The sequence below is a fragment of the Metallibacterium scheffleri genome (assembly GCF_002077135.1).
Taxonomy (GTDB): domain Bacteria; phylum Pseudomonadota; class Gammaproteobacteria; order Xanthomonadales; family Rhodanobacteraceae; genus Metallibacterium; species Metallibacterium scheffleri.
Genome location: NZ_LDOS01000001.1, coordinates 428,421 through 446,242 on the forward strand (window position 1 = coordinate 428,421; position 17,822 = coordinate 446,242).

The 17,822-nt window shown below is 68.5% G+C and carries 18 protein-coding genes; 7 read left to right on the top strand and 11 right to left on the bottom strand.

The annotated features are described in order from the left end of the window. Positions 1-41: 41 nt before the first annotated feature. The 8 genes from fabG to Mschef_RS01910 form a co-directional block, all read right to left on the bottom strand. Positions 42-779 carry a 3-oxoacyl-ACP reductase FabG gene (gene fabG, locus Mschef_RS01875; RefSeq protein WP_081126147.1) on the bottom strand — a complete coding sequence of 246 codons (738 nt, stop codon included), beginning with the start codon at positions 777-779 and terminating at the stop codon, positions 42-44. Then, positions 776-1,204: a hotdog family protein gene (locus tag Mschef_RS01880; protein WP_081126148.1), complete on the bottom strand. Its 429-nt coding sequence runs from the start codon at positions 1,202-1,204 to the stop codon at positions 776-778. Before Mschef_RS01880 ends, fabG begins: the two co-directional genes overlap by 4 nt. Next, on the bottom strand, positions 1,198-3,546 hold the full coding sequence (locus tag Mschef_RS01885) for an MMPL family transporter (RefSeq protein ID WP_081126769.1): 2,349 nt from the start codon (positions 3,544-3,546) through the stop codon (positions 1,198-1,200). Before Mschef_RS01885 ends, Mschef_RS01880 begins: the two co-directional genes overlap by 7 nt. Positions 3,547-3,554: 8 nt before the next feature. Then, positions 3,555-4,178: an outer membrane lipoprotein carrier protein LolA gene (locus tag Mschef_RS01890; RefSeq protein WP_242426415.1), complete on the bottom strand. Its 624-nt coding sequence runs from the start codon at positions 4,176-4,178 to the stop codon at positions 3,555-3,557. Next, positions 4,138-5,088 carry a lysophospholipid acyltransferase family protein gene (locus Mschef_RS01895; RefSeq protein ID WP_081126770.1) on the bottom strand — a complete coding sequence of 317 codons (951 nt, stop codon included), beginning with the start codon at positions 5,086-5,088 and terminating at the stop codon, positions 4,138-4,140. The genes Mschef_RS01890 and Mschef_RS01895 overlap by 41 nt, the downstream gene beginning before the upstream one ends. Continuing rightward, positions 5,085-5,387, bottom strand: coding sequence for an ApeI family dehydratase (locus Mschef_RS01900; RefSeq protein ID WP_081126149.1), 303 nt, complete (start codon positions 5,385-5,387; stop codon positions 5,085-5,087). The genes Mschef_RS01895 and Mschef_RS01900 overlap by 4 nt, the downstream gene beginning before the upstream one ends. Continuing rightward, positions 5,384-6,064, bottom strand: coding sequence for a hypothetical protein (locus Mschef_RS01905; RefSeq protein WP_081126150.1), 681 nt, complete (start codon positions 6,062-6,064; stop codon positions 5,384-5,386). Before Mschef_RS01905 ends, Mschef_RS01900 begins: the two co-directional genes overlap by 4 nt. A gap of 72 nt (positions 6,065-6,136) precedes the next feature. Beyond that, positions 6,137-6,424 (bottom strand): phosphopantetheine-binding protein, encoded by a 288-nt coding sequence (locus Mschef_RS01910; protein WP_081126151.1) that lies wholly within the window; start codon positions 6,422-6,424, stop codon positions 6,137-6,139. Positions 6,425-6,518: 94 nt separating this feature from the next. Here Mschef_RS01910 and Mschef_RS01915 point away from each other — a divergent pair, with 94 nt between their 5' ends. Continuing rightward, positions 6,519-7,508, top strand: a complete 990-nt coding sequence (locus Mschef_RS01915) for a chorismate transformation FkbO/Hyg5 family protein (RefSeq protein ID WP_081126152.1) — start codon at positions 6,519-6,521, stop codon at positions 7,506-7,508. A 21-nt stretch (positions 7,509-7,529) separates the two neighbouring features. On the opposite strand, the gene Mschef_RS01920 is transcribed toward Mschef_RS01915, so the two are convergent. Beyond that, positions 7,530-8,003, bottom strand: coding sequence for a GNAT family N-acetyltransferase (locus Mschef_RS01920; RefSeq protein ID WP_081126772.1), 474 nt, complete (start codon positions 8,001-8,003; stop codon positions 7,530-7,532). A gap of 173 nt (positions 8,004-8,176) precedes the next feature. Between Mschef_RS01920 and Mschef_RS01925 the strand changes: the two genes are divergently transcribed. After that, complete coding sequence (locus Mschef_RS01925; RefSeq protein ID WP_081126153.1) at positions 8,177-9,658, top strand: RimK family protein; 1,482 nt, start codon at positions 8,177-8,179, stop codon at positions 9,656-9,658. 31 nt (positions 9,659-9,689) lie between these two features. On the opposite strand, the gene pepN is transcribed toward Mschef_RS01925, so the two are convergent. Then, positions 9,690-12,359: an aminopeptidase N gene (gene pepN, locus Mschef_RS01930; RefSeq protein WP_081126154.1), complete on the bottom strand. Its 2,670-nt coding sequence runs from the start codon at positions 12,357-12,359 to the stop codon at positions 9,690-9,692. Positions 12,360-12,478: 119 nt separating this feature from the next. Here pepN and Mschef_RS01935 point away from each other — a divergent pair, with 119 nt between their 5' ends. From Mschef_RS01935 to Mschef_RS01955, 5 genes are all read left to right on the top strand, one after another. Beyond that, the gene (locus Mschef_RS01935) at positions 12,479-13,465 is read left to right on the top strand and encodes a pyridoxal-phosphate dependent enzyme (RefSeq protein ID WP_081126773.1); all 987 of its coding nucleotides are present in this window, start codon (positions 12,479-12,481) and stop codon (positions 13,463-13,465) included. Positions 13,466-13,522: 57 nt separating this feature from the next. Next, entirely contained in the window at positions 13,523-14,443 is a 921-nt protein-coding gene (locus tag Mschef_RS01940) for a restriction endonuclease (protein ID WP_081126155.1), read from the top strand. 57 nt (positions 14,444-14,500) lie between these two features. Beyond that, positions 14,501-15,379 (top strand): cytochrome c oxidase assembly protein, encoded by an 879-nt coding sequence (locus tag Mschef_RS01945; RefSeq protein ID WP_242426416.1) that lies wholly within the window; start codon positions 14,501-14,503, stop codon positions 15,377-15,379. A gap of 76 nt (positions 15,380-15,455) precedes the next feature. Continuing rightward, positions 15,456-15,656 (top strand): hypothetical protein, encoded by a 201-nt coding sequence (locus Mschef_RS01950; protein WP_081126156.1) that lies wholly within the window; start codon positions 15,456-15,458, stop codon positions 15,654-15,656. Between the two features lie 66 nt (positions 15,657-15,722). Further along, positions 15,723-16,535 (top strand): DUF3014 domain-containing protein, encoded by an 813-nt coding sequence (locus Mschef_RS01955; protein WP_081126157.1) that lies wholly within the window; start codon positions 15,723-15,725, stop codon positions 16,533-16,535. A 23-nt stretch (positions 16,536-16,558) separates the two neighbouring features. Here Mschef_RS01955 and Mschef_RS01960 read toward each other — a convergent pair whose 3' ends face one another. Beyond that, positions 16,559-17,800, bottom strand: coding sequence for a nucleoside recognition domain-containing protein (locus Mschef_RS01960; RefSeq protein WP_081126158.1), 1,242 nt, complete (start codon positions 17,798-17,800; stop codon positions 16,559-16,561). Between the last annotated feature and the right edge of the window lie 22 nt (positions 17,801-17,822).

The following is a 17,822-nucleotide window of genomic DNA, read 5'->3' on the forward strand; positions in this document are numbered from 1 at the left end:
AGGTCTGAATTTGTTCTGACCTTCCATGCAATGCGTGGCGCTCAGGCCATGCCGCCGTTGACGCCGATCACCTGGCCATTGATGTAGGCGGCACTGTCCGAACACAGAAACGCGACCAGCGCGGCCACTTCCCCGGGCGCACCGGCGCGCTGCGCCGGCACCAGCGTCTGGATCTGCCCAGGCGTGAACGCGGCATCGCTCATCGGCGAAGCGATGATGCCCGGCGCGACCACGTTGACGGTGACGCCGCGGCTGGCCATCTCGCGCGCCAGCGAACGCACCGCGCCTTCCAGCCCGGCCTTGGCCGCGGCGTAGTTGCTTTGCCCGCGATTGCCCAGCCGTGCCGCCACTGAACCCAGCGCCACGATGCGCCCATGGCGTGCGCGCGCCATCGGCAGCAGCAGCGGCTGCGCGGCATGAAAGAAACCGTGCAGACCCAGGTCGATCACGCCATGCCACTGCGCGGCGCGCATGCCGGCCATGGGTGCGTCGGCGTGCGTGCCGGCAGCGTGCACCAGCGCGTCGATCGGCGCCTGTGCCAGCTCGTATTCGATCGCCGTACGCGTGGCCTCGGCATCGGTGAGATCGCAATGCAGCGTCGCTACGCACGCACCGGCATCACGCAATCCTGTGGCCAGGGCTGCGGCTCGCTCGATGCCGCGATGCGCATGCAGCAGCACGGCCCAGCCTTGTGCCGCCAACAGCCGTGCGCAAGCCCCGCCCAAGGCACCGCTGGCGCCGGTGATCAGCACGCGTCGCGGTGTCACGGAAGCGCTCATGGTTTGGCTCCGAAAGCGATCAGCAATTGACCTTGCGCCAGCGGCGCAGCGCACTGTGCGACCGCGAAACGATACTGCACCGCCTGCGTCGTGGCCGCCAGCCGCCACACCGCGATATGCAGTGGCGCCGCCGACCCGATCCACTCGTGCTGCAGCTGCACCGCGCGCAACGCCGCCAGCAGGCCGGGCGCAGTTGTGGCCTGCGCCGCGCGCGCCAGCAAGGCACCGTGCACCGCGGCGGCCTGCGCGGCGTACTCGCACGCATGCAGTGCATGCACGCGTCCGGCGCGCACCAGTGGATGGGCCGCATCCGGCGCGAGCGCTTCGGCTTCGAGACTGTCGGCATCCCAGTGCAGCACGCGATCGAGCAAATCCATGCGTCCGGCATGCGGGATCAGCCCGGCCCAGTCGGCGCGCGTCAGCATGCGCGTGGCGCCTCGCGCGGCCAGGTCAACAACGCTGCGGCCAGCAGGTTGGCGGCAATACCTAGGCTCACGGTGAGACCCAGCGCGCGCAATACCGGCAGCGGTGCCAATGCGTAGACGCCGAAGGCCAGAAGCGTCGAGACCGCGCACAGCAACGTGGCGTGCAGCGTGCGCAGGCGTTCTTCGGCATCCGCGCCGCGCGCGCGTTCGAAGAACAGCGCGTAGTGCAGGCCCAGCCCGCCCGCCAGCAGCAGCGCCACCAGATGAAACAGGCTCAGCGCACCGACCAGCAGGCGCAGCGCCGCCAGCGTCAACAGCAACGCCAGTGCCAGCGCGGCCAGCACGCGCAACACCGCGCGCCAGCGGCGCAGGCCCAGCGTGACCACCGCGATCAGCAACAGCGCGGCGCCGGCCAGCGCGGCAAGAATGCGCTGCCGATAGCTGGCCACCCAGGACTCGGTTTCGGTTTTCAGGTCGACCAGGCGCACCAGGCCGTGCGTGGCTTGCGCGGCGTTTGCCAACGCTGCTGGATCGCGCACGCCGCCGACCAGGCCCAGCCCGAACCAGCGCCCGTGGCGCTCAATCAGCAGCGCGCGCAGCAGCCCGCCCAGCGGCGTGCGCTCGAAGGCTTGTGGCGTCAGCAACGGCAACGTGCGCGCGATTTCGATATCGCGCACGAACGGCGCAAACAAACCCGCGCGATACGGCAGGCCGTGCAAGGCTTGATCCAGCGCCGTCTGCAATTGCACGCGATCGGGCAATCGTGCCTGGCGGGCGCGCTGCACCGCCAGCGGCGGCAGATACGTGCTTGGCAGCATCAGGGTCTCCAGCGTACCCCGCGCCAGCAGCGGCGCGAACGCCGGCGCAGCGGCCGCGCTATGGCGCAGGACCTGCTCGGCGCTGTCGCCTTCGATGACCAGCAGATAGCGCACATCGGGCGCGCCGAGTGCCTTGCGCAGAACGCCTTCACGGTGCAGCAGCGGCAGCGGTACCGGGGTCAGCGCAGCGAGATTGTTCTGCCACCACGGTCCAGGCACGAGCAGCAACACGAACACGGCGGCCAGCGCCAGCAGCGCGGCAAAGGCGCGCGCGCGCGGCAACCACGTCAGGCCGCGCGCCAGCGCCGCCAGCCAGCGTTGCGCGCCGGCATCGCGGCGCGCCACCGGCAACAGCAACGGCAGCACGAAGCGCGTGCTCAATCCCGCGGCAAGGATGCCGCTGAGCGTGAACAAGGCCAGTTGCTGCAGACCGGCCACACCCGAGGCGAAGAACGCCAGATAGGCGATCGCCGTGGACGCCATCGCCAGCAGCAACACCGGGCCCAGCGCGCGCGCGCTGACGCGCGGATCTTCGCCGCGGCGGCGATGGCTGAGCAGGCGCAACGGGTATTCCTGCGCCACGCCGAGCAGGGTGATGCCGAATGCCAGCGTCAAGCCATGCGCGCCACCGAACACCAGCGCCAGCACCGTGGTGCCGACCAGCGCCGCGCTCAACAGCGGCAACGCCGCCAGCAGCACCGCGCGCACGCTGCGATACGCCAGCAGCAGCAGCAGCAGCAGACCCCCGCCGGCCGCCCAGCCCAGGTGCTCGGCGGTGCTGCGCGTGAGCGCCTGCACCACCACGCCGAAGTAACCCGGGCCGCTCAGTTCCAACCGTGCCTGCGCGTGCTGCGGCAGGCTGCTGTAGCTCTGCTCGATGACGCGCACCGCGCGCGCTTGCGCATCCGGGTCGAAGCCCGCCGCGTGCGTTTCCAGCAGCAGTAGCGCGGCGTGGTCGGCATACCACACGCCATGGCGCAATGGCGGCGCGTGACGCGGCGCCCAACGCTCGGCCAGCTTCAGCGTTTCCAGCGTCGGGTCCGCTGGCAACAACGGCTTGAGCAGGCTGGATCCGGGTGAGCCGAGGTCATCCAGGCGCTGCTCGAGCTGACTGCGCAGATACGTCGCATCGAAGCGGTGCGTGTCCAGCGTCGGCGCCAGCAGATAGCGATATGGCAACAACCCCGCTGCGATTTGTTGCAGGCCGCCGCTGCCGTTTTGCACGGTGTCGAACTGGCCACTGGCCAGCAGACGCGCGCGCAACGCGCTGCTCAACGTCGCTGCGCGCGCGGCATCGGGCGTGCGGATCGCCAGCAGCAGTGTGCGCGCGCCGGCGCCCTGGCCCAACTCGCGCAGCAGCAGATGCTGCAGTGGCGTGCGCGGCGCCGGCAGAAACGCGCGCAGATCCGAGCTGATGCGCAACTGCCATGCGCTGTAGGCACCGAGCACACCCAGCGCCAGCAGCCACAGCAGCAGCACGATGACGCCGCGCGCTGCGCGCCGTGGCGGGTCGGCCGCGTGCATCCCGCTGTTCACATGCCTGCGCACAACGTGGCCAGCCCCGCGGGCGTCGGCGTGGCCGGCAACCGCGCATTGCCCAGCGGGCCGAGCAGGGTGAAGGTCGTGTCGCCATCGGTTTCATCCACGCGCATGCAACGCAGGGTCTTGCCGCTGCCATCGACGCTGACATCGCGGATGCGCCGTGCCACGGCGGCATCGCGCGGGGTCAGGTCCAGGGTCCATGCCGTTTGATTGCCATACGCGTGCAGGGTGAAGTTGCGCGCCAGCGCCGTCGCGTCACCGGATAGCAGCGCGATGAAACTGCCCAGCAGATCCTTCAGCTCCGGCGCGCGTTCCAGCGAAAATTTCTGTGGCGCATGCTGGCCGCGCTGCAGGGTGGCGGTGTCGCCGTCGATGGTGGTGATCTCGGGGTAGGGCGTGACCACGCTGCGCCGCAGGCGGCTGCCGCCCAGCCACGCCATTTCGCCGCGCAGTACCAGCGCGCGATCGAGCATGCCGACGAAGCGTACCTCGGTGTAGGCGGTGCGCGCCGGCGCCGGACGCGCCAACGCACGCACCAGATCCATGGCGCGCGCAGCATCGGCGTGGTTCGACTCAGCTGCCAGCGCCGGCAGCATGGCCAGCAGAAGGTACAAGCCCAGACTCAGGTGTTTGCCAGAAATCATAGAAGTTGAACCAGTTGTAGGGGAACTCGCGCAACTGCGCCTCGATGCGCGTGGCATAGCGTGCGCTGCAGGCCTGCAGTACCGCAGTACGCGCGTCCGCTGTGCGCGGCAGATCGATGCGCGTGGCGAAAGCCTCGAAGCGCAGATGGTAGCGGCTGCGGCCTGCATACAGGCCGAAGCCCAACAGTACCGGGATTTGCAGTGCCGCGGCCACGCGCCAGGGTGCCGCCGGCAGCGCGGCGCTAGCGCCCAGCATGGGCACGCGGCAGATGGCCTCGCCGTGACGTGCACGATCGCCCAGCAGCGCCAGCAGCGCGCCGTGCTGCGCGGCCTCACTCAATGCCAGCATCACGGTGACGCCGCCTTGCGCAGCATCGATCACCTGCGCGCGTAACGCGGGCGCCAGCGCCTCCAGCAGCATGTTCAGCGCCGGGGTCTGCTGTCGATCCAGTACCAGACGCAGATCCAGATCGGGACGCCGCGCGGCCAGCGCACGCAGCGCCTCGAAGCTGCCGACATGCGCGCCGACCAGCAACGCGCCACGGCCCCCGGCCATGGCCTGCTCGAGCGCATCCAGACCGCTGATTTCGACATCGAAGCCCTGCACGCCGCGCGCCAGAAAAAACACGCGGTCCAGCGTAGTCGCGGCAAATGCGTGGAAGTGACGCAGCACTTCGCGCGTGCGTGCCGGGCGGCACAACACGCGTGTCAGATAGTCGCGCGAAGCACGGCGCTCGCTGCCGCGACGCAAGAAAAAATACAGCGTGATCGGAACCAGCAGCCATCGCGCTGGCGTGCGCCCCAGGCGCAAGCCGATGAAACGGATCAGCCACAGCGCGAACCAACCACCGCCCTCGCGCCGGCCCTGCCAGCCGCTCATGCCGGCGCCACCCGCACGCGGCCGCACGCGATCAGCGTGTCGGCGCGAATGATGTGGAAACGCCACTGCGCCGCGTCGATGGCCACGATCTCCAACGCGGCATGCTCTCCTGGCAGCAGCGGCGCGAGGAACTTCGCCTCGGACAAACCAAGCATGCGCTGCCCACGGGTTTCCAGCAGCCCCGCCAGCGCGTCCAGCAGCAACACCGCCGGCACCAGCGGCCGCCCGGGGAAGTGCCCGGCCAGACACGCATGGGTCGGAGCGACGCACAGCGTACTGCGCAGAACCTGTGCGCTCATGGCGCGCGCAACTCGCGCCAATGACCAAGCAGCGCACGCGCGAAACGCAGCGGATGTGGCGGCGGCGCCTCGGGCAGCAAGCGACGCCGCAGCGCCAGCTCCAGCACCAGCGCGGCTACCGGTACCGCGTAAGCCCAGCCGTTGACCCAGGCATTCCAGACACGCGCCGGCAGTGGCCACGGCGATAGCACACCGAGCAATGCCAGCCAACCCTGCGGCACGCGCAGTGCGGCCAGCACCGCCGCAACCAGACTCAGCGCCAGCAGCAGCAGCGCCCACAGCGCGGTCAGCCGATGCGTGTAGCGGCGCACGGCAGGTAGCGCGGCTTGCTCGCTGCCATCGCTCAAACGCACGAAGTGCGTGATCAGCGCCTCGTGCCCGGGACGCAACGTACGCGCGAACATCCACGCCAGCAGCAGCGGCAGCAGTACCGAGGGCAGACTCAACAACAGCGCCGTGGCCGCGCTGCGCACCAGCAGCGCCAGCAACAGCAGCCAAGCCAGCAACAGCAGCGCGGCGCGCAGCCGCGTGCGTGCGGCGCCTAGCGCAGGCAGCAGGATCAGCGCGCCCAGCGCGCCCAGCGCCAACGCCGCGATGCAAGCCGAACCGGTCTCTCCGGCATCGTGCGCAGCCAGCACCCAGACCACGAAAAGCAGCGCGCCGAATGCGCGGGACATGTGTTCAGAACCCGCGCGCCAATCCGCTGCCGTGTATGCCAGGACACAGCCACGGCAGGCAAGAAGATCGGTTCACGGGTTCTCGACCACGCTGGCACGGCGCTCGCGCTCGATGTGCTGGGCCAGCGCGCGCAGGTTGGCGAAGATGTTCCTGTTGTCGGCGTGATCCGCGCGCAGGTGGATGCCGTAATGGCGCGACACCGCCAGCGCGATCTCCAGTGCATCAATCGAATCCAGTCCCAGGCTGCCGCCAAACAGGGGCGCCTCGGGGTCCAGATCCGCGGCGCGCAGATGCTCCAGATTGAGGCTGCTGACAATCAGCTCGGCCAGTTCCATTTCGGCGGGGCATTGCTTGGGCATCGAACGTGGGCGCGACAGGCAAAGACCGCAGGCGCGGTGACCGCTCATTGTAACATTACGCGCTCGACCGCCCCCGGATTCGCTGTCCACGCCGATGCGCCAGTTTTCGTCCCAGCCCGATCCCATCGCCCCCCTGGACATCGGTTTGAACGCCGCCGCCGCGCCACTGGCGCCCGGCACGCTGGCACGTCTGGATTTTGGCGGCGTCCCCAGCCACGGCGCTGCGGCGCATTCGAACACGGGCGCATTGCGCCTGCGGCTGCCCCTGGTGCCGCTGATGGATGCCGCGATGCACGAGATCTGGCATGTGCAGGCCGCGGTGTCGAACGGACAGTGCGATGCGATTCACTGGGCGCGCGGCGGCGGCTGGCTGGTGGCCGCGCTGGAGCTGGACGAAAGCGCACATGGCGGCATCGAAGCCGCCACCGCCCGTGCGTATGCCGCGCTGCGCGCCTTCCAGGCGCTGCAGCCGGAACGTCATGTCCTGCGCGTCTGGAATTACCTGGCCGACATCAATGCCGGTGCCGGCGACGGCGAGCGCTACAAGCTTTTTTGCGCGGGCCGCAGCCGGGGTCTGGGCAATGGCTTCGTCGGCGCTTATCCGGCCGCCACCGCGATCGGCCACCGCGATCCGATGCGCGGCCTGATCGTGTACTGGCTGGCCTGTGCGCAGCCCGGCATGCGCGTGGAGAACCCGCGCCAGCTTTCCGCATGGCGCTATCCGCGCCAGTACGGCCCGGCCGCGCCCGGCTTCGCGCGCGGCATGCGCCTGCCCGCTGGCACATTGGCGATCTCGGGTACCGCCAGCATCGTCGGCCACGCCTCGCTGCACATCGGCGACTTCGACGCGCAATTGCAGGAAAGCCTGGCCAACATCGAGGCGCTGCTGGCCGCGGCCGACATGCCGGCAGGCTTCGATGCGCACGCGCCACTGAAGGTGTATTTGCGCCGCGCGCAGGATCTGCCCGCCCTGCGCGCCGCGCTGGCACGGCGGTTGCCGCCGACCACGCCACTGCAAATCATGCTGGGCGATGTGTGCCGCGCCGAATTGCTGGTGGAGATCGACGGCTGGCGCATGCCGTGAGCGGGGCTTGAAGCGCGGCGATCAGTCCAGCGCCTTGGCGTAGCGCAATGCGTCGGCGCCGTCTTCGTAATAGCCACGGTGCACACCGCCACGCGCATAGCCGCGGGTTTCGTACAAACGCTGCGCGGCGCGATTGCTGCTGCGCACTTCCAGACGCATGCCACGACAGCGGCGCTGGCGCGCGGCCTGCTCGGCGGCACGCAGCAGCGCGGCACCGACGCCGCGCCCACGCGCTTCCGGCGCGCTGGCCAGTGAATACAGGCGCGCGTTGCGGCTGCCGCGACGAAAGAACACCACTACCGATCCCAGCAGCGTACCGGTCTGCGTGGCCACCAGCACCAGCGCGCTATCACTGTCGATATGCCGGCGGTACTGCGCGCGGCTGATCAGATCGGAACGGAACACGCGCGTCTCCAGCGCCAGCAGCGCGTCGAGATCAACGGCGTCGGCGCGGCGGACGTGGACTCGGCCGGGAGGTTCGGGATCGCGGGGCATCTGCACGGCGCGCACGGTAGTGACATGGCGCCGCCGCTGCAAGCTTTTTTGCTGACCCGGTCGCAACCACGCCGCGCGCGGGTCTTGCGCGCGCGCAGCGCTGTGCCACACTCGCGCCGCCCGCGCGCTGGAAAACGCCCCCACGCGGTTATGCAGCACACGCGCGAGGAGTCATGGCCCGGCTGGTCATCGTTGTCGAAAAAAACACGGATTGGGGCTCGTACTACCCTTCCGACAATGTCGTTTCCGCCACTGACTACCTGCGCGAGCCGGTGGGTGGCGACGAGCGTACCCACGTCATCAATCTGTGCCGCAGCTACAAATACCTCGGCACCGGCTATTACGTGTCCCTGCTGGGCGAGGCGCGCGGCCACCGCGTGATCCCCTCGGTGCGCACCATCAATGATCTGCGCCGGCGCTCGTTGTACGGATTGGATGTGGAGGACCTCAACCAGAAGCTGGCCAATTTCCTGCCTGCCGGAGGCCGCGACACCACCGACTTCGGCATCCTCGTGTACTTCGGCGAGACGTCGTACCCGCAATTGCGCGACCTGGCACGCGGCGTGTTCGAGTCGTTCCCGGCACCGCTGCTGCGCATCGAGTTCGAGCGCGAACGCATGTGGCGCATCAGCGCGATCAAGCCGATCGGCCTGCACACGCTGGATGACGCCCAGGAGGATGCGTTCGCGCAAACGCTCGACAGCTTCGCGCGCAAGTTGTGGCGCAAGCCGCGCGCGCGGCGCCTGTATCGCTATGACATCGCCATGCTGGTCGATCCCAACGAAGTCATGCCGCCATCCAACAAGAAGGCGCTCAAAAGCTTCATCGCCGCCGGCAAGGAACTGGGCATCGAGGTCGATCCGATCGGCAAGGGTGATTACACGCGCCTCGCCGAGTACGACGGCCTGTTCATCCGCGAAACCACGGCGCTTGATCACCATACCTACCGTTTCGCGCACAAGGCCGAGCGCGAGGGCATGGTGGTGATCGACGACCCCACCTCGATCCTGCGCTGCACCAACAAGATCTATCTGCACGATCTGCTGCGCTCGAAAAAGCTGGCCACGCCGCGCACCGAAATCCTCTATCGCGACGATCCCAAACAGTTGCGCGACCTGTCCGAGCGCCTCGGCTTTCCGATGGTGCTGAAGATCCCCGATGGCTCGTTCTCGCGTGGCGTGGTCAAGGTCGAGGAAAGCTCGGCGCTGGACAAAGCCGCGGCGGAGCTGTTCCAGCACACCGCGCTGGTGATCGCACAGGAGTTTCTCTACACCGAGTTCGACTGGCGCATCGGCGTGCTCAACCACGAGACGCTGTACGCCTGCCAGTATTCGATGGCGCGCGGCCACTGGCAGATCTACAACCACGGCGCCAAGGGCACCGCCAAGAGCGGCGGCTTCAAGACCCTGCCGGTGCGCGAGGCGCCGCCGGAGGTGATCAAGCTGGCGTTGCGCGCCACGCAGCCGATCGGCGACGGCTTCTATGGCGTCGACATCAAGCAGACGCCCGAGCGCACCGTGGTGATCGAAGTCAACGACAACCCCTCGGTCGATGCCGGCGTCGAGGACGCCTACCTCGGCGAGGATCTGTACCTGCGCGTGATGCAGGAATTCCTGCGCCGCCTGGAACGTAAACGGCTGGGCATCGTGGGATGAGCAGCCGCAACGCGTGTCCCGTGTCCAGGTTTCAGGCCAGGCTGCGCTGCACGATGTCGGCGAGATTGCGCGACAGGCCCGGTGTGGCAGCCAGCGCACGCAGATGCGACTCGGCCAGCGCGCGGCGCTTCGGCTCGAGCCGCGCCCAGCCGTTGAACGCCTGCGCCAGCGCGGCAGCGGTCTGCGGATTGAGCTGGTCCAGCGCCTGCAACTGCGCCACCAGCAGCGCGTAGCCGGCGCCGTCGGCGCGGTGGAACGCGGTACGGTTCTGGCGCGCGAACGTGCCCAGCACGGCACGCACGCGATTGGGGTTGCGCAAGGTGAACGCGGCGTCGGCCAGCAGCGCGCGTACGGTGTCCAATGCGTCCACGCCCGCGACCTCGGCCTGCACCGCGAACCAGGTGTCCATGACCAACGGCTGCTGGCCGTGGCGCGCGCGGAATGCGGTTAGCGTGCCGTGGCGCATGCCGGCATCGCCATGGCGCAGCAGCACACGCAGCGCGGCGAGGCGCTCGCTCATGCCCGCGGCCTGGGCGAACTGCGCTTCGGCGGCGGCCAGTGCGGCCGGCGCATCGACCAGCGCCCACAGCTCCAGCACGCGGCGCTTGAGACGGCGCCGCGCCTGTGCCGGAGCGTCATGCGCGCCTTGCTCGGCGGCGTGCAATGCGGTGTAGCGCGCGGCCAGCGCGGATGCGCCCAGTGCCTGCGCCAGCGCCTGCTCGAGCCGGCGTCGCGCGGCGTCGACGGCATCGGGATCGTGCGGCTCGACCAGCGCTTCCAGCTCGCTGATCGCGGGCGGCGCCAGCAGCTCGGCCAGCAGCGCCGCGTCGGAAAAATCAGTCTGCGCGAACAGGGCGCCCAGCGCGCCGGTCCACGCCGCCAGCGCCGCATATTGCGCAGCGCCGGCATGCGCGGCGCGAAACGCGTCGCTGGCCAGGTGCTGGCCCGCCTCCCAGCGGTTGAAACCATCGGCATCGTGCTGCAGCAGCAACGCCAGATCCCCGGGCGGCATGGCGCATTCCAGGATCACCGGCGCCGAGAAGCCGCGCAACAGGGATGGAATCGGTGCCTCGTCGATGTCCTCGAACACGAACTCGGCGGCGGCATCAGTCAGTTCCAGCACGCGTTCGACGCCCACGGCGTCGGCCTCGCCGGCCAGACGCAACGGCAGCATGCGGCCATCGCGCGCGAACAATGCCAGCTTCACCGGTATCGGCAACGTGTGCTTGACGGCCTGGCCGGGCGTCGGCGCGGTGTGCTGCGCCAGACGCAGCACGTAGCGGCGCGTGGCTGGTTCGTGGTGGCAACGCGCCGACAGGCGCGGCGTGCCGGCCTGCGCGTACCAGGCCAGATACGGCGTGAGGTCCACCGCGGCGGCCTCGCCCAATGCGGCGAGCAGATCCTCGACCGTGGCGGCACTGCCGTCATGTCGTGCGAAGTACAGATCGGTACCGCGGCGGAACGCCTGTGGACCGACTCGCGCGGCCAGCATGCGGATGAGTTCAGCGCCTTTCTCGTACACCGTCGCGGTGTAGAAATTGTTGATCTCGGCGTATTCGGCCGGGCGCACCGGGTGCGCCAGCGGGCCGGCATCCTCGGGAAACTGCATACGTCGCAGCGTGGCCACGTCCTCGATGCGCTTCAGTGCCTGCGAGTGCATGTCGGCGCTGAAGCTCTGGTCGCGGAACACGGTGAAGCCTTCCTTCAGCGACAGCTGGAACCAGTCGCGGCAGGTGACGCGGTTGCCCGACCAGTTGTGGAAGTACTCGTGGCCGATCACGCCCTCGACCGCGCGGAAACCTTCGTCGGTGGTGGTGTCGGCATCGGCCAGCAGGTACTTGGCGTTGAAGATGTTGAGGCCCTTGTTCTCCATCGCGCCCATGTTGAAATCGTGCGTGGCGACGACATGGAACACGTCCAGATCGTAGTTGCGCCCGTAGCTGCGCTCGTCCCAGCGCATCGCACGCTGCAGCGCGCCCAGCGCGTAGTGGCATTGGCCGATGGCGTCGGCCTCGGCCCACAGATTCAGGGTCACCGCGCGGCCATCCGCCGTGATGTACGGCTGGCTCAGGCATTCGAGGCGGCCGGCCACCAGCGCGAACAGGTAGCTGGGCTTGGGGTGCGGATCCTCGAAGCGCGCCCAATGGCGGCCCTCGGCCAGCATGCCGCTGCCGACCGCATTGCCGCCGGCCAGCAGCACAGGAAAGCGCGCAGCGTCGGCGCGCAGCTCCACGCTGTAGCGCGTGAGCACGTCGGGGCGATCGAGAAACCAGGTGATATGGCGGAAACCCTGCGCCTCGCACTGGGTCAGCAGAAAGCCGCGTTCGGCACTGCCGGACAGGTACAGGCCTTCGAGGGCGGTGTTGGCCTGCGGACGGATGCGCACGCGGCTTTCCAATGCGCAGCTCGCGGGCAGATCGGACAACTCCAGTGCATGCGCTTCGACGCGATAGCCAAGCGGACCAAGCCGCTTGCCGTTGAGACGCAGCTCGATCAGCTCAAGACCTTCGCCATCGAGGCGCAGCGGCGTTGGCGTGGCACTGGCGGATTCCAGTTCGAGGCGCGCATACACCTCGGTGCTGGCGATATCCAGATCGAACACCAATTCGACGCTGGCGATGCGCCAGGCGGACGGTTGGTAGTCGCTGAGGCGGATTTTCAGGTCGGGGGTCGGGGTGCCGTCGGCATCGCGCTGCAACATGGGGCTGCTCGAATTCAGGGGATCGCCTAGCGTAGCGAGACTCGCGCGAGCCGCGGTGAAATGTGCGTTGCAGACACGCCCTGCGGCATGATTTTGCAACTTTGGTACTGTATGCATTCATGTCACACCCCCCATCTGCCGCCGCATTGCCTGAATTCGCCGCGGTACTCGACGCCGCTGCGCGCATCGCGCCGCACGCGCGCCTGACGCCGATCCTGCGCGATGAAGCCCTCGATGCACTCAGCGGCGCCACGTTATATTTCAAGGCCGAACACCTGCAGCGCGGTGGCGCGTTCAAATTTCGCGGCGCCTGCAACGCGGCCTGGGCGCTGCCGGATGAACTCGCCGCGCGCGGCGTACTCACGCACTCCTCGGGCAACCACGGCGCCGCGTTGGCGCTGGCGGCGGCCAGCCGCGGCATCGCCGCGCACGTGGTGGTGCCGGACGGCGCGGTGCGCACCAAGCTGGCGCTGATCGAAGCCGCCGGCGCGCACGTGCATCGCTGCGCGCCGACGCTGGCCGCGCGCGAGACGGCATGCGTCGAACTCATGCAGACGCTGGGCACCACGCTGATCCACCCCTACGAAAATCCGCAGGTGATCGCCGGCCAGGGCACCGTCGCACTGGAACTGCTGCACGCCCTGCCCGATCTGGACGCGCTGGTGGTACCGATCGGCGGCGGCGGGCTGGCCGCCGGCAGCGCATTGAGCCTGCAGGCGCTGGCGCCGCGTTGCGAACTGGTGCTGGCCGAGCCCGCGGGCGCCAGCGACGCGGCGCAATCCTTGCGCAGCGGCGCGCGCGTCACCGCGTTCACCCCGCACACGATCTGCGACGGCCTGCGTGCCGGTATCGGCGCGCCCAACTTCGCGCTGCTGCGCGCGGCCGGCGCCGGCGTCATCACCGTCGACGACGCGGAAACCCGCGCCGCGATGCGTCTGCTCTGGCAGCACCTGAAACAGACCGTGGAGCCGTCCAGCGCCACCGTGCTGGCCGCGGTACTGCAACAACGCGCGCGCTTCGCCGGGCATCGCGTGGGTTTGATTCTCTCCGGCGGCAATGTCGATCTCGACGCCATTGCTTTCTGCGCACGCTGCGGCGCCGGCTGAGTCGAGCCGTGGTTTGCGGCATGCTGGCAAGGGCTGGTTCGCATTCGGAGCAGGTCCATGGCTGAAATCACCCGCCGCCGCACCGGCGAATTGCTGCGCGTGTTGTTCGAGTTGCTGCGCACAGCGCCCGACGGCTTGCAAGCCAGTGAAGCGCTGCGCCAACTCGCCGCGCGCGTGCAACTGACGCCCTACGAAGCCGGCGACTACGAATCCGGCGGACGACGCTTTGAAAAGATCGTGCGTTTCGCCACCGTCGACTGCGTCAAGGCCGGCTGGCTCAGCAAACACAAGGGCATTTGGACACTGAGCACGGAGGGTCTGCGCGCCTACGAGCGCTGGCCCGACCCCGAGGAGTTCTATCGTGAAGCCGTGCGCCGGTACGACGCCTGGAAAAGGGCGCAGCCGGATGCGCCGCTTGCGGACAGCACGGCGAATGCGGCGCCGGATGCCGGTTTCACGGACACAAGCGTCGCTGAAATCGCCAGCCTTTCGCTCGACCAGGCCGAGGAGATGGCCTGGTCGGCGATCACGCGGTTTCTCAACGGCATGCCGCCGTATCAGTTTCAGCAGCTGGTCGGCGATCTGCTCGGCGCCATGGGTTACCACGTGGCCTGGGTTGCCCCGCCCGGCAAGGACGGTGGCACCGATCTGCTCGCCTACAACGATCCACTCGGCACGCGCCCGCCGCGCATCAAGGTGCAGGTCAAGCGCAACGCCGAATCGGCGCGCATCGACGTGCAGGGTCTGCGCAGCTTCATGGCGGTGCTGGGCGATGAGGACATCGGCATCTTCGTAGCCCTGTCCGGTTTCACGCGCGACGCCGAACAGGAAGCACGCAGCCAGAGCAGTCGTCGCGTCACCTTGCTGGACATGGGCCGCTTCGTCGATTTATGGACCGAGTATTACACCAGGCTCGACGACGCGGCGCGGCGACGATTTCCGCTGCGCCCCGTGTGGTTTCTGGCCAGCGCCGACTGAAAGCACACATCCTGCGCCGCGCCGTCGCAGGCACGTGCAGGCACGCCGGCAGCGGCTATGCTGGCCTGCCCCGTGGGGTACGGGGCGGGCACGCGCACCATGCTGGACTGGCTGATCCCATATGAATTCTCGCCCACGCTGCTGGCGACCTGGTTGCTGGCCGCGCTGCTGTATGCGCTGGGCACGCGCCGACGTCGCGTGCCGCGCGTGCGCCAGGCGCTGTTCTGGTGCGGCATGGCGCTGACGTATTTCGCGCTGCTGACGCGTTTCGATTACTACGCGCTGCACCAGTTCTTTTTCGATCGCATCCAGCAGGTGCTGATGCATCATCTGGCACCACTGCTGATCATGCTGGCCTACCCGCTGGCCGTATGGCGCGCGGCGTTGCCACTACGCTGGCGTGCGCGCCTGCTGCGTCCGTTCGCGCGCGCATGGCCGTGGCGCGCCGTGGCGGCGCTACTGTTCAACCCGCTGCTGGCCACGCTGCTGTTCGTGGCGCTGGTGCTGGTGTGGCTGATCCCGCGCATGATGACCTTGGCCATGCTCGACTGGCGCCTGTACCTGCTGATGAACTGGAGCATGCTGCTCAGCGGACTGATCTACTGGGGCCTGGTGCTGGATCACCGCCGGCGTCCGCCGGCGCGTATGGCGCCAGGCCTGCGCGTGCTGTCACCGGCGCTGAGCATGACGCCGCAGATCCTGATCGGCGCCATCATCACCTTCAGCAAGACCGATCTGTATCCGATTTTCTCGATCTGCGGCCGTGCCCTCGACATCGACGTGCTGACCGATCAGCAATACGGCGGCCTGATCACCTGGGTGCCCGCGGCCATCATCGAGGCCCTCGCCGCATTGCTGGCGCTGCGCGTATGGATGCGCCTGTCGCAGCGCCCGCGCCGCGCCACGCCACGCGGCGCACTGCCCGCTACGTCCTGAACCGCGCGCTGCGCGCCGCTCGCAATCCGGCGCTGATCGCGCGACGATGCGGGCTCATTTCGAGGGTCGCGCGCGCATGTTCACCTTCCTGCTGTGGCTGATCCTGCTGGTCTTGTGCTGGCCGCTGGCATTGCTGGCGCTGCTGCTGTATCCGCTTGTCTGGCTGCTGTTGCTGCCGTTCCGCATCGCCGGTATCGCGGTGGGCGGCGTGCTGGCCCTGCTCGCAGCGGTGTTCATGCTGCCGGCGCGCGTGCTGCGCGGACCGGCGCTGCGCTGAACGGGGCGCGGAACCTCGCGCGCGCGCGACACTCCAAAGTTCACCTGGCTTGGCGGGAGCGCAACCATGAGCGAAGGCAAAATCTGGATCGTGGCGATCGTGGTTGCGGCGCTGGCGCTGGGCGGTCTGCTGTATTACTCGTACCACCGCGAGCAATACCTCACCAGCCCGCAGCTCACCGTGCCCGGCGCCAATGTCAGCGGCGCCATTGCCAACCCGCGCCAGCATTACCCGATCGAACACGTGCGCGGCGCACCCGCCGCCGCCGCGTCCGCACCGCTGCCGGCGCTGAACGACGATGCTGCCATCATCCATGCGCTGACCGCACTGCCCGGTGGCGCCGGCTTGCGCGCGTTGTTGCGCCCGCAGGCGTTGATCCAGCACGCCGTCGCCACCATCAATGCGCTGCCCGATCGTTCACTGGGCAGCGATGTACTCCCTGTGCATCACGCCAAGGGCGATTTCCAGGTCAGCACGAGCGCCGGCGTGACCACGCCCAGCCTGGCCAATGACACGCGCTACGCCCCGTACATGCGCGTGATCGAAGCCATTCCCACACCGGCGCTGGTGGCCTGGTACGTGCACTTCTATCCCCTGTTCCAGCAGGCCTACCAGCAACTCGGTTATCCGCACGGCTACTTCAACGACCGCCTGATCGTGGTGATCGACAACCTGCTGGCGACGCCGGATCGCGCCACGCTGCCCGCGCTGGTGCAGGGCAAGAACGGCATGTGGGATTACGCCGATCCGGCGCTGCAATCGCTGTCGATCGGCCAGCGCACGCTGCTGCGCATGGGCGCCGCCGATTCCGCCACGATCAAGGCCAAGTTGCGCGCGATACGCGCCGATTTGTCCGGCAAGAGCCTGCCCGGGTCCTGACGCCGAGGCGTGACGCGGTACGCTCACCCCGGCGCCGCGCCGCTGAAGAACCACGCGCACACCGCGATCGACGCAATGATGCCCGCCAGATCCGCCGCGAGCGCACAGCCCACGGTGTGGCGCACGCGCCTGATGCCCACCGCGCCGAAATACACCGCCACCACATAAAACGTCGTCTCGGTGCTGCCCTGCATGGTCGCCGCCAGCAGCGCCGGGTAACTGTCCACGCCGTAATGCTGCATGGTCTCGATCAGCATGGCACGCGCGGCACTACCGGAAAACGGCTTGACCAGCGCCGTCGGCAGAGCGGCGACGAAATCGGTATTCATGCCCAGCCCGTGCACCACCCAGCGGATGCCCTCCAGCGCATAGCCCAGCGCGCCCGAGGCGCGCAACACGCCTACCGCGCACAGCATGGCCACCAGATAGGGCAACAGGTCGCGCGCCACGCCGAAGCCGTCCTTCGCGCCTTCGATGAAGGCTTCATACACCGGCACCCGTTTGATCGCGCCAGCCAACAAGAAGGCGAGGATGACGCCGAACAACACCAGGTTGCCGACCAGCGCCGAGACGCTGGCCAGCGCCGCCGCGCTGAGTGTGGCTAATCCTGCCAGCAATGCGCCCAGCAGCAGCGCGCCGCCGCCCAGATAGGCCAGCGCCACCGGGTCCCAGAGTTTGAGTCGCTGCATCCACGCCACGCTGAGCAGCCCGGCCAGCGTGGACGCGCTGGTGGCGATGAGAATGGGCAGGAACACCAGCGTCGGGTCGGGCGCGCCCTGCTGCGCGCGGTACATGAAGATGCTCACCGGCAGCAGCGTCAACGACGAGGCATTGAGCACCAGGAACAGGATTTGCGCATTGCTGGCGGTGTCGCCGCTGGGATTGAGCGTCTGCAACTCGCGCATGGCGCGCAGGCCGATGGGCGTGGCGGCGTTGTCCAGGCCCAGCACATTCGCGGCGAAGTTCAGGGTGATCAGGCCGATGGCGGGATGCCCCTCGGGCACCTCGGGCATCAGCCGCTTGAACAGCGGCCCGAGCGCCCGCGCCAGCAGTTCCACCAGCCCCGCGCGCTCGGCGATGCGCAGCAGCCCCAGCCATAGAGTGAGCGTGCCGAACAACAGCACCATGACCTCGACCGACAGCTTGGCCATGGCGAACAGACTGTCGACCATCGCGGCGAAGACCGCAGCGTCACCGAACGACCAGCGCGCCAGCGCGGCCAGCGCGGCCGCCAGAAAGAAACCCAGCCAGAGGCGGTTGAGCATCGGACTCCCACTGCGCCCTGCG

What these genes read in the sequence shown, in the direction of transcription:
- fabG (WP_081126147.1), bottom strand. Translation starts at nt 779, where the DNA reads ATGAGCGCTTCCGTGACACCGCGACGCGTGCTGATCACCGGCGCCAGC.
- Mschef_RS01880 (WP_081126148.1), bottom strand. Translation starts at nt 1,204, where the DNA reads ATGCTGACGCGCGCCGACTGGGCCGGGCTGATCCCGCATGCCGGACGC.
- Mschef_RS01885 (WP_081126769.1), bottom strand. Translation starts at nt 3,546, where the DNA reads ATGCACGCGGCCGACCCGCCACGGCGCGCAGCGCGCGGCGTCATCGTG.
- Mschef_RS01895 (WP_081126770.1), bottom strand. Translation starts at nt 5,088, where the DNA reads ATGAGCGGCTGGCAGGGCCGGCGCGAGGGCGGTGGTTGGTTCGCGCTG.
- Mschef_RS01900 (WP_081126149.1), bottom strand. Translation starts at nt 5,387, where the DNA reads ATGAGCGCACAGGTTCTGCGCAGTACGCTGTGCGTCGCTCCGACCCAT.
- Mschef_RS01905 (WP_081126150.1), bottom strand. Translation starts at nt 6,064, where the DNA reads ATGTCCCGCGCATTCGGCGCGCTGCTTTTCGTGGTCTGGGTGCTGGCT.
- Mschef_RS01910 (WP_081126151.1), bottom strand. Translation starts at nt 6,424, where the DNA reads ATGCCCAAGCAATGCCCCGCCGAAATGGAACTGGCCGAGCTGATTGTC.
- Mschef_RS01915 (WP_081126152.1), top strand. Translation starts at nt 6,519, where the DNA reads ATGCGCCAGTTTTCGTCCCAGCCCGATCCCATCGCCCCCCTGGACATC.
- Mschef_RS01920 (WP_081126772.1), bottom strand. Translation starts at nt 8,003, where the DNA reads ATGCCCCGCGATCCCGAACCTCCCGGCCGAGTCCACGTCCGCCGCGCC.
- Mschef_RS01925 (WP_081126153.1), top strand. Translation starts at nt 8,177, where the DNA reads ATGGCCCGGCTGGTCATCGTTGTCGAAAAAAACACGGATTGGGGCTCG.
- pepN (WP_081126154.1), bottom strand. Translation starts at nt 12,359, where the DNA reads ATGTTGCAGCGCGATGCCGACGGCACCCCGACCCCCGACCTGAAAATC.
- Mschef_RS01935 (WP_081126773.1), top strand. Translation starts at nt 12,479, where the DNA reads ATGTCACACCCCCCATCTGCCGCCGCATTGCCTGAATTCGCCGCGGTA.
- Mschef_RS01940 (WP_081126155.1), top strand. Translation starts at nt 13,523, where the DNA reads ATGGCTGAAATCACCCGCCGCCGCACCGGCGAATTGCTGCGCGTGTTG.
- Mschef_RS01945 (WP_242426416.1), top strand. Translation starts at nt 14,501, where the DNA reads ATGCTGGCCTGCCCCGTGGGGTACGGGGCGGGCACGCGCACCATGCTG.
- Mschef_RS01950 (WP_081126156.1), top strand. Translation starts at nt 15,456, where the DNA reads ATGTTCACCTTCCTGCTGTGGCTGATCCTGCTGGTCTTGTGCTGGCCG.
- Mschef_RS01955 (WP_081126157.1), top strand. Translation starts at nt 15,723, where the DNA reads ATGAGCGAAGGCAAAATCTGGATCGTGGCGATCGTGGTTGCGGCGCTG.
- Mschef_RS01960 (WP_081126158.1), bottom strand. Translation starts at nt 17,800, where the DNA reads ATGCTCAACCGCCTCTGGCTGGGTTTCTTTCTGGCGGCCGCGCTGGCC.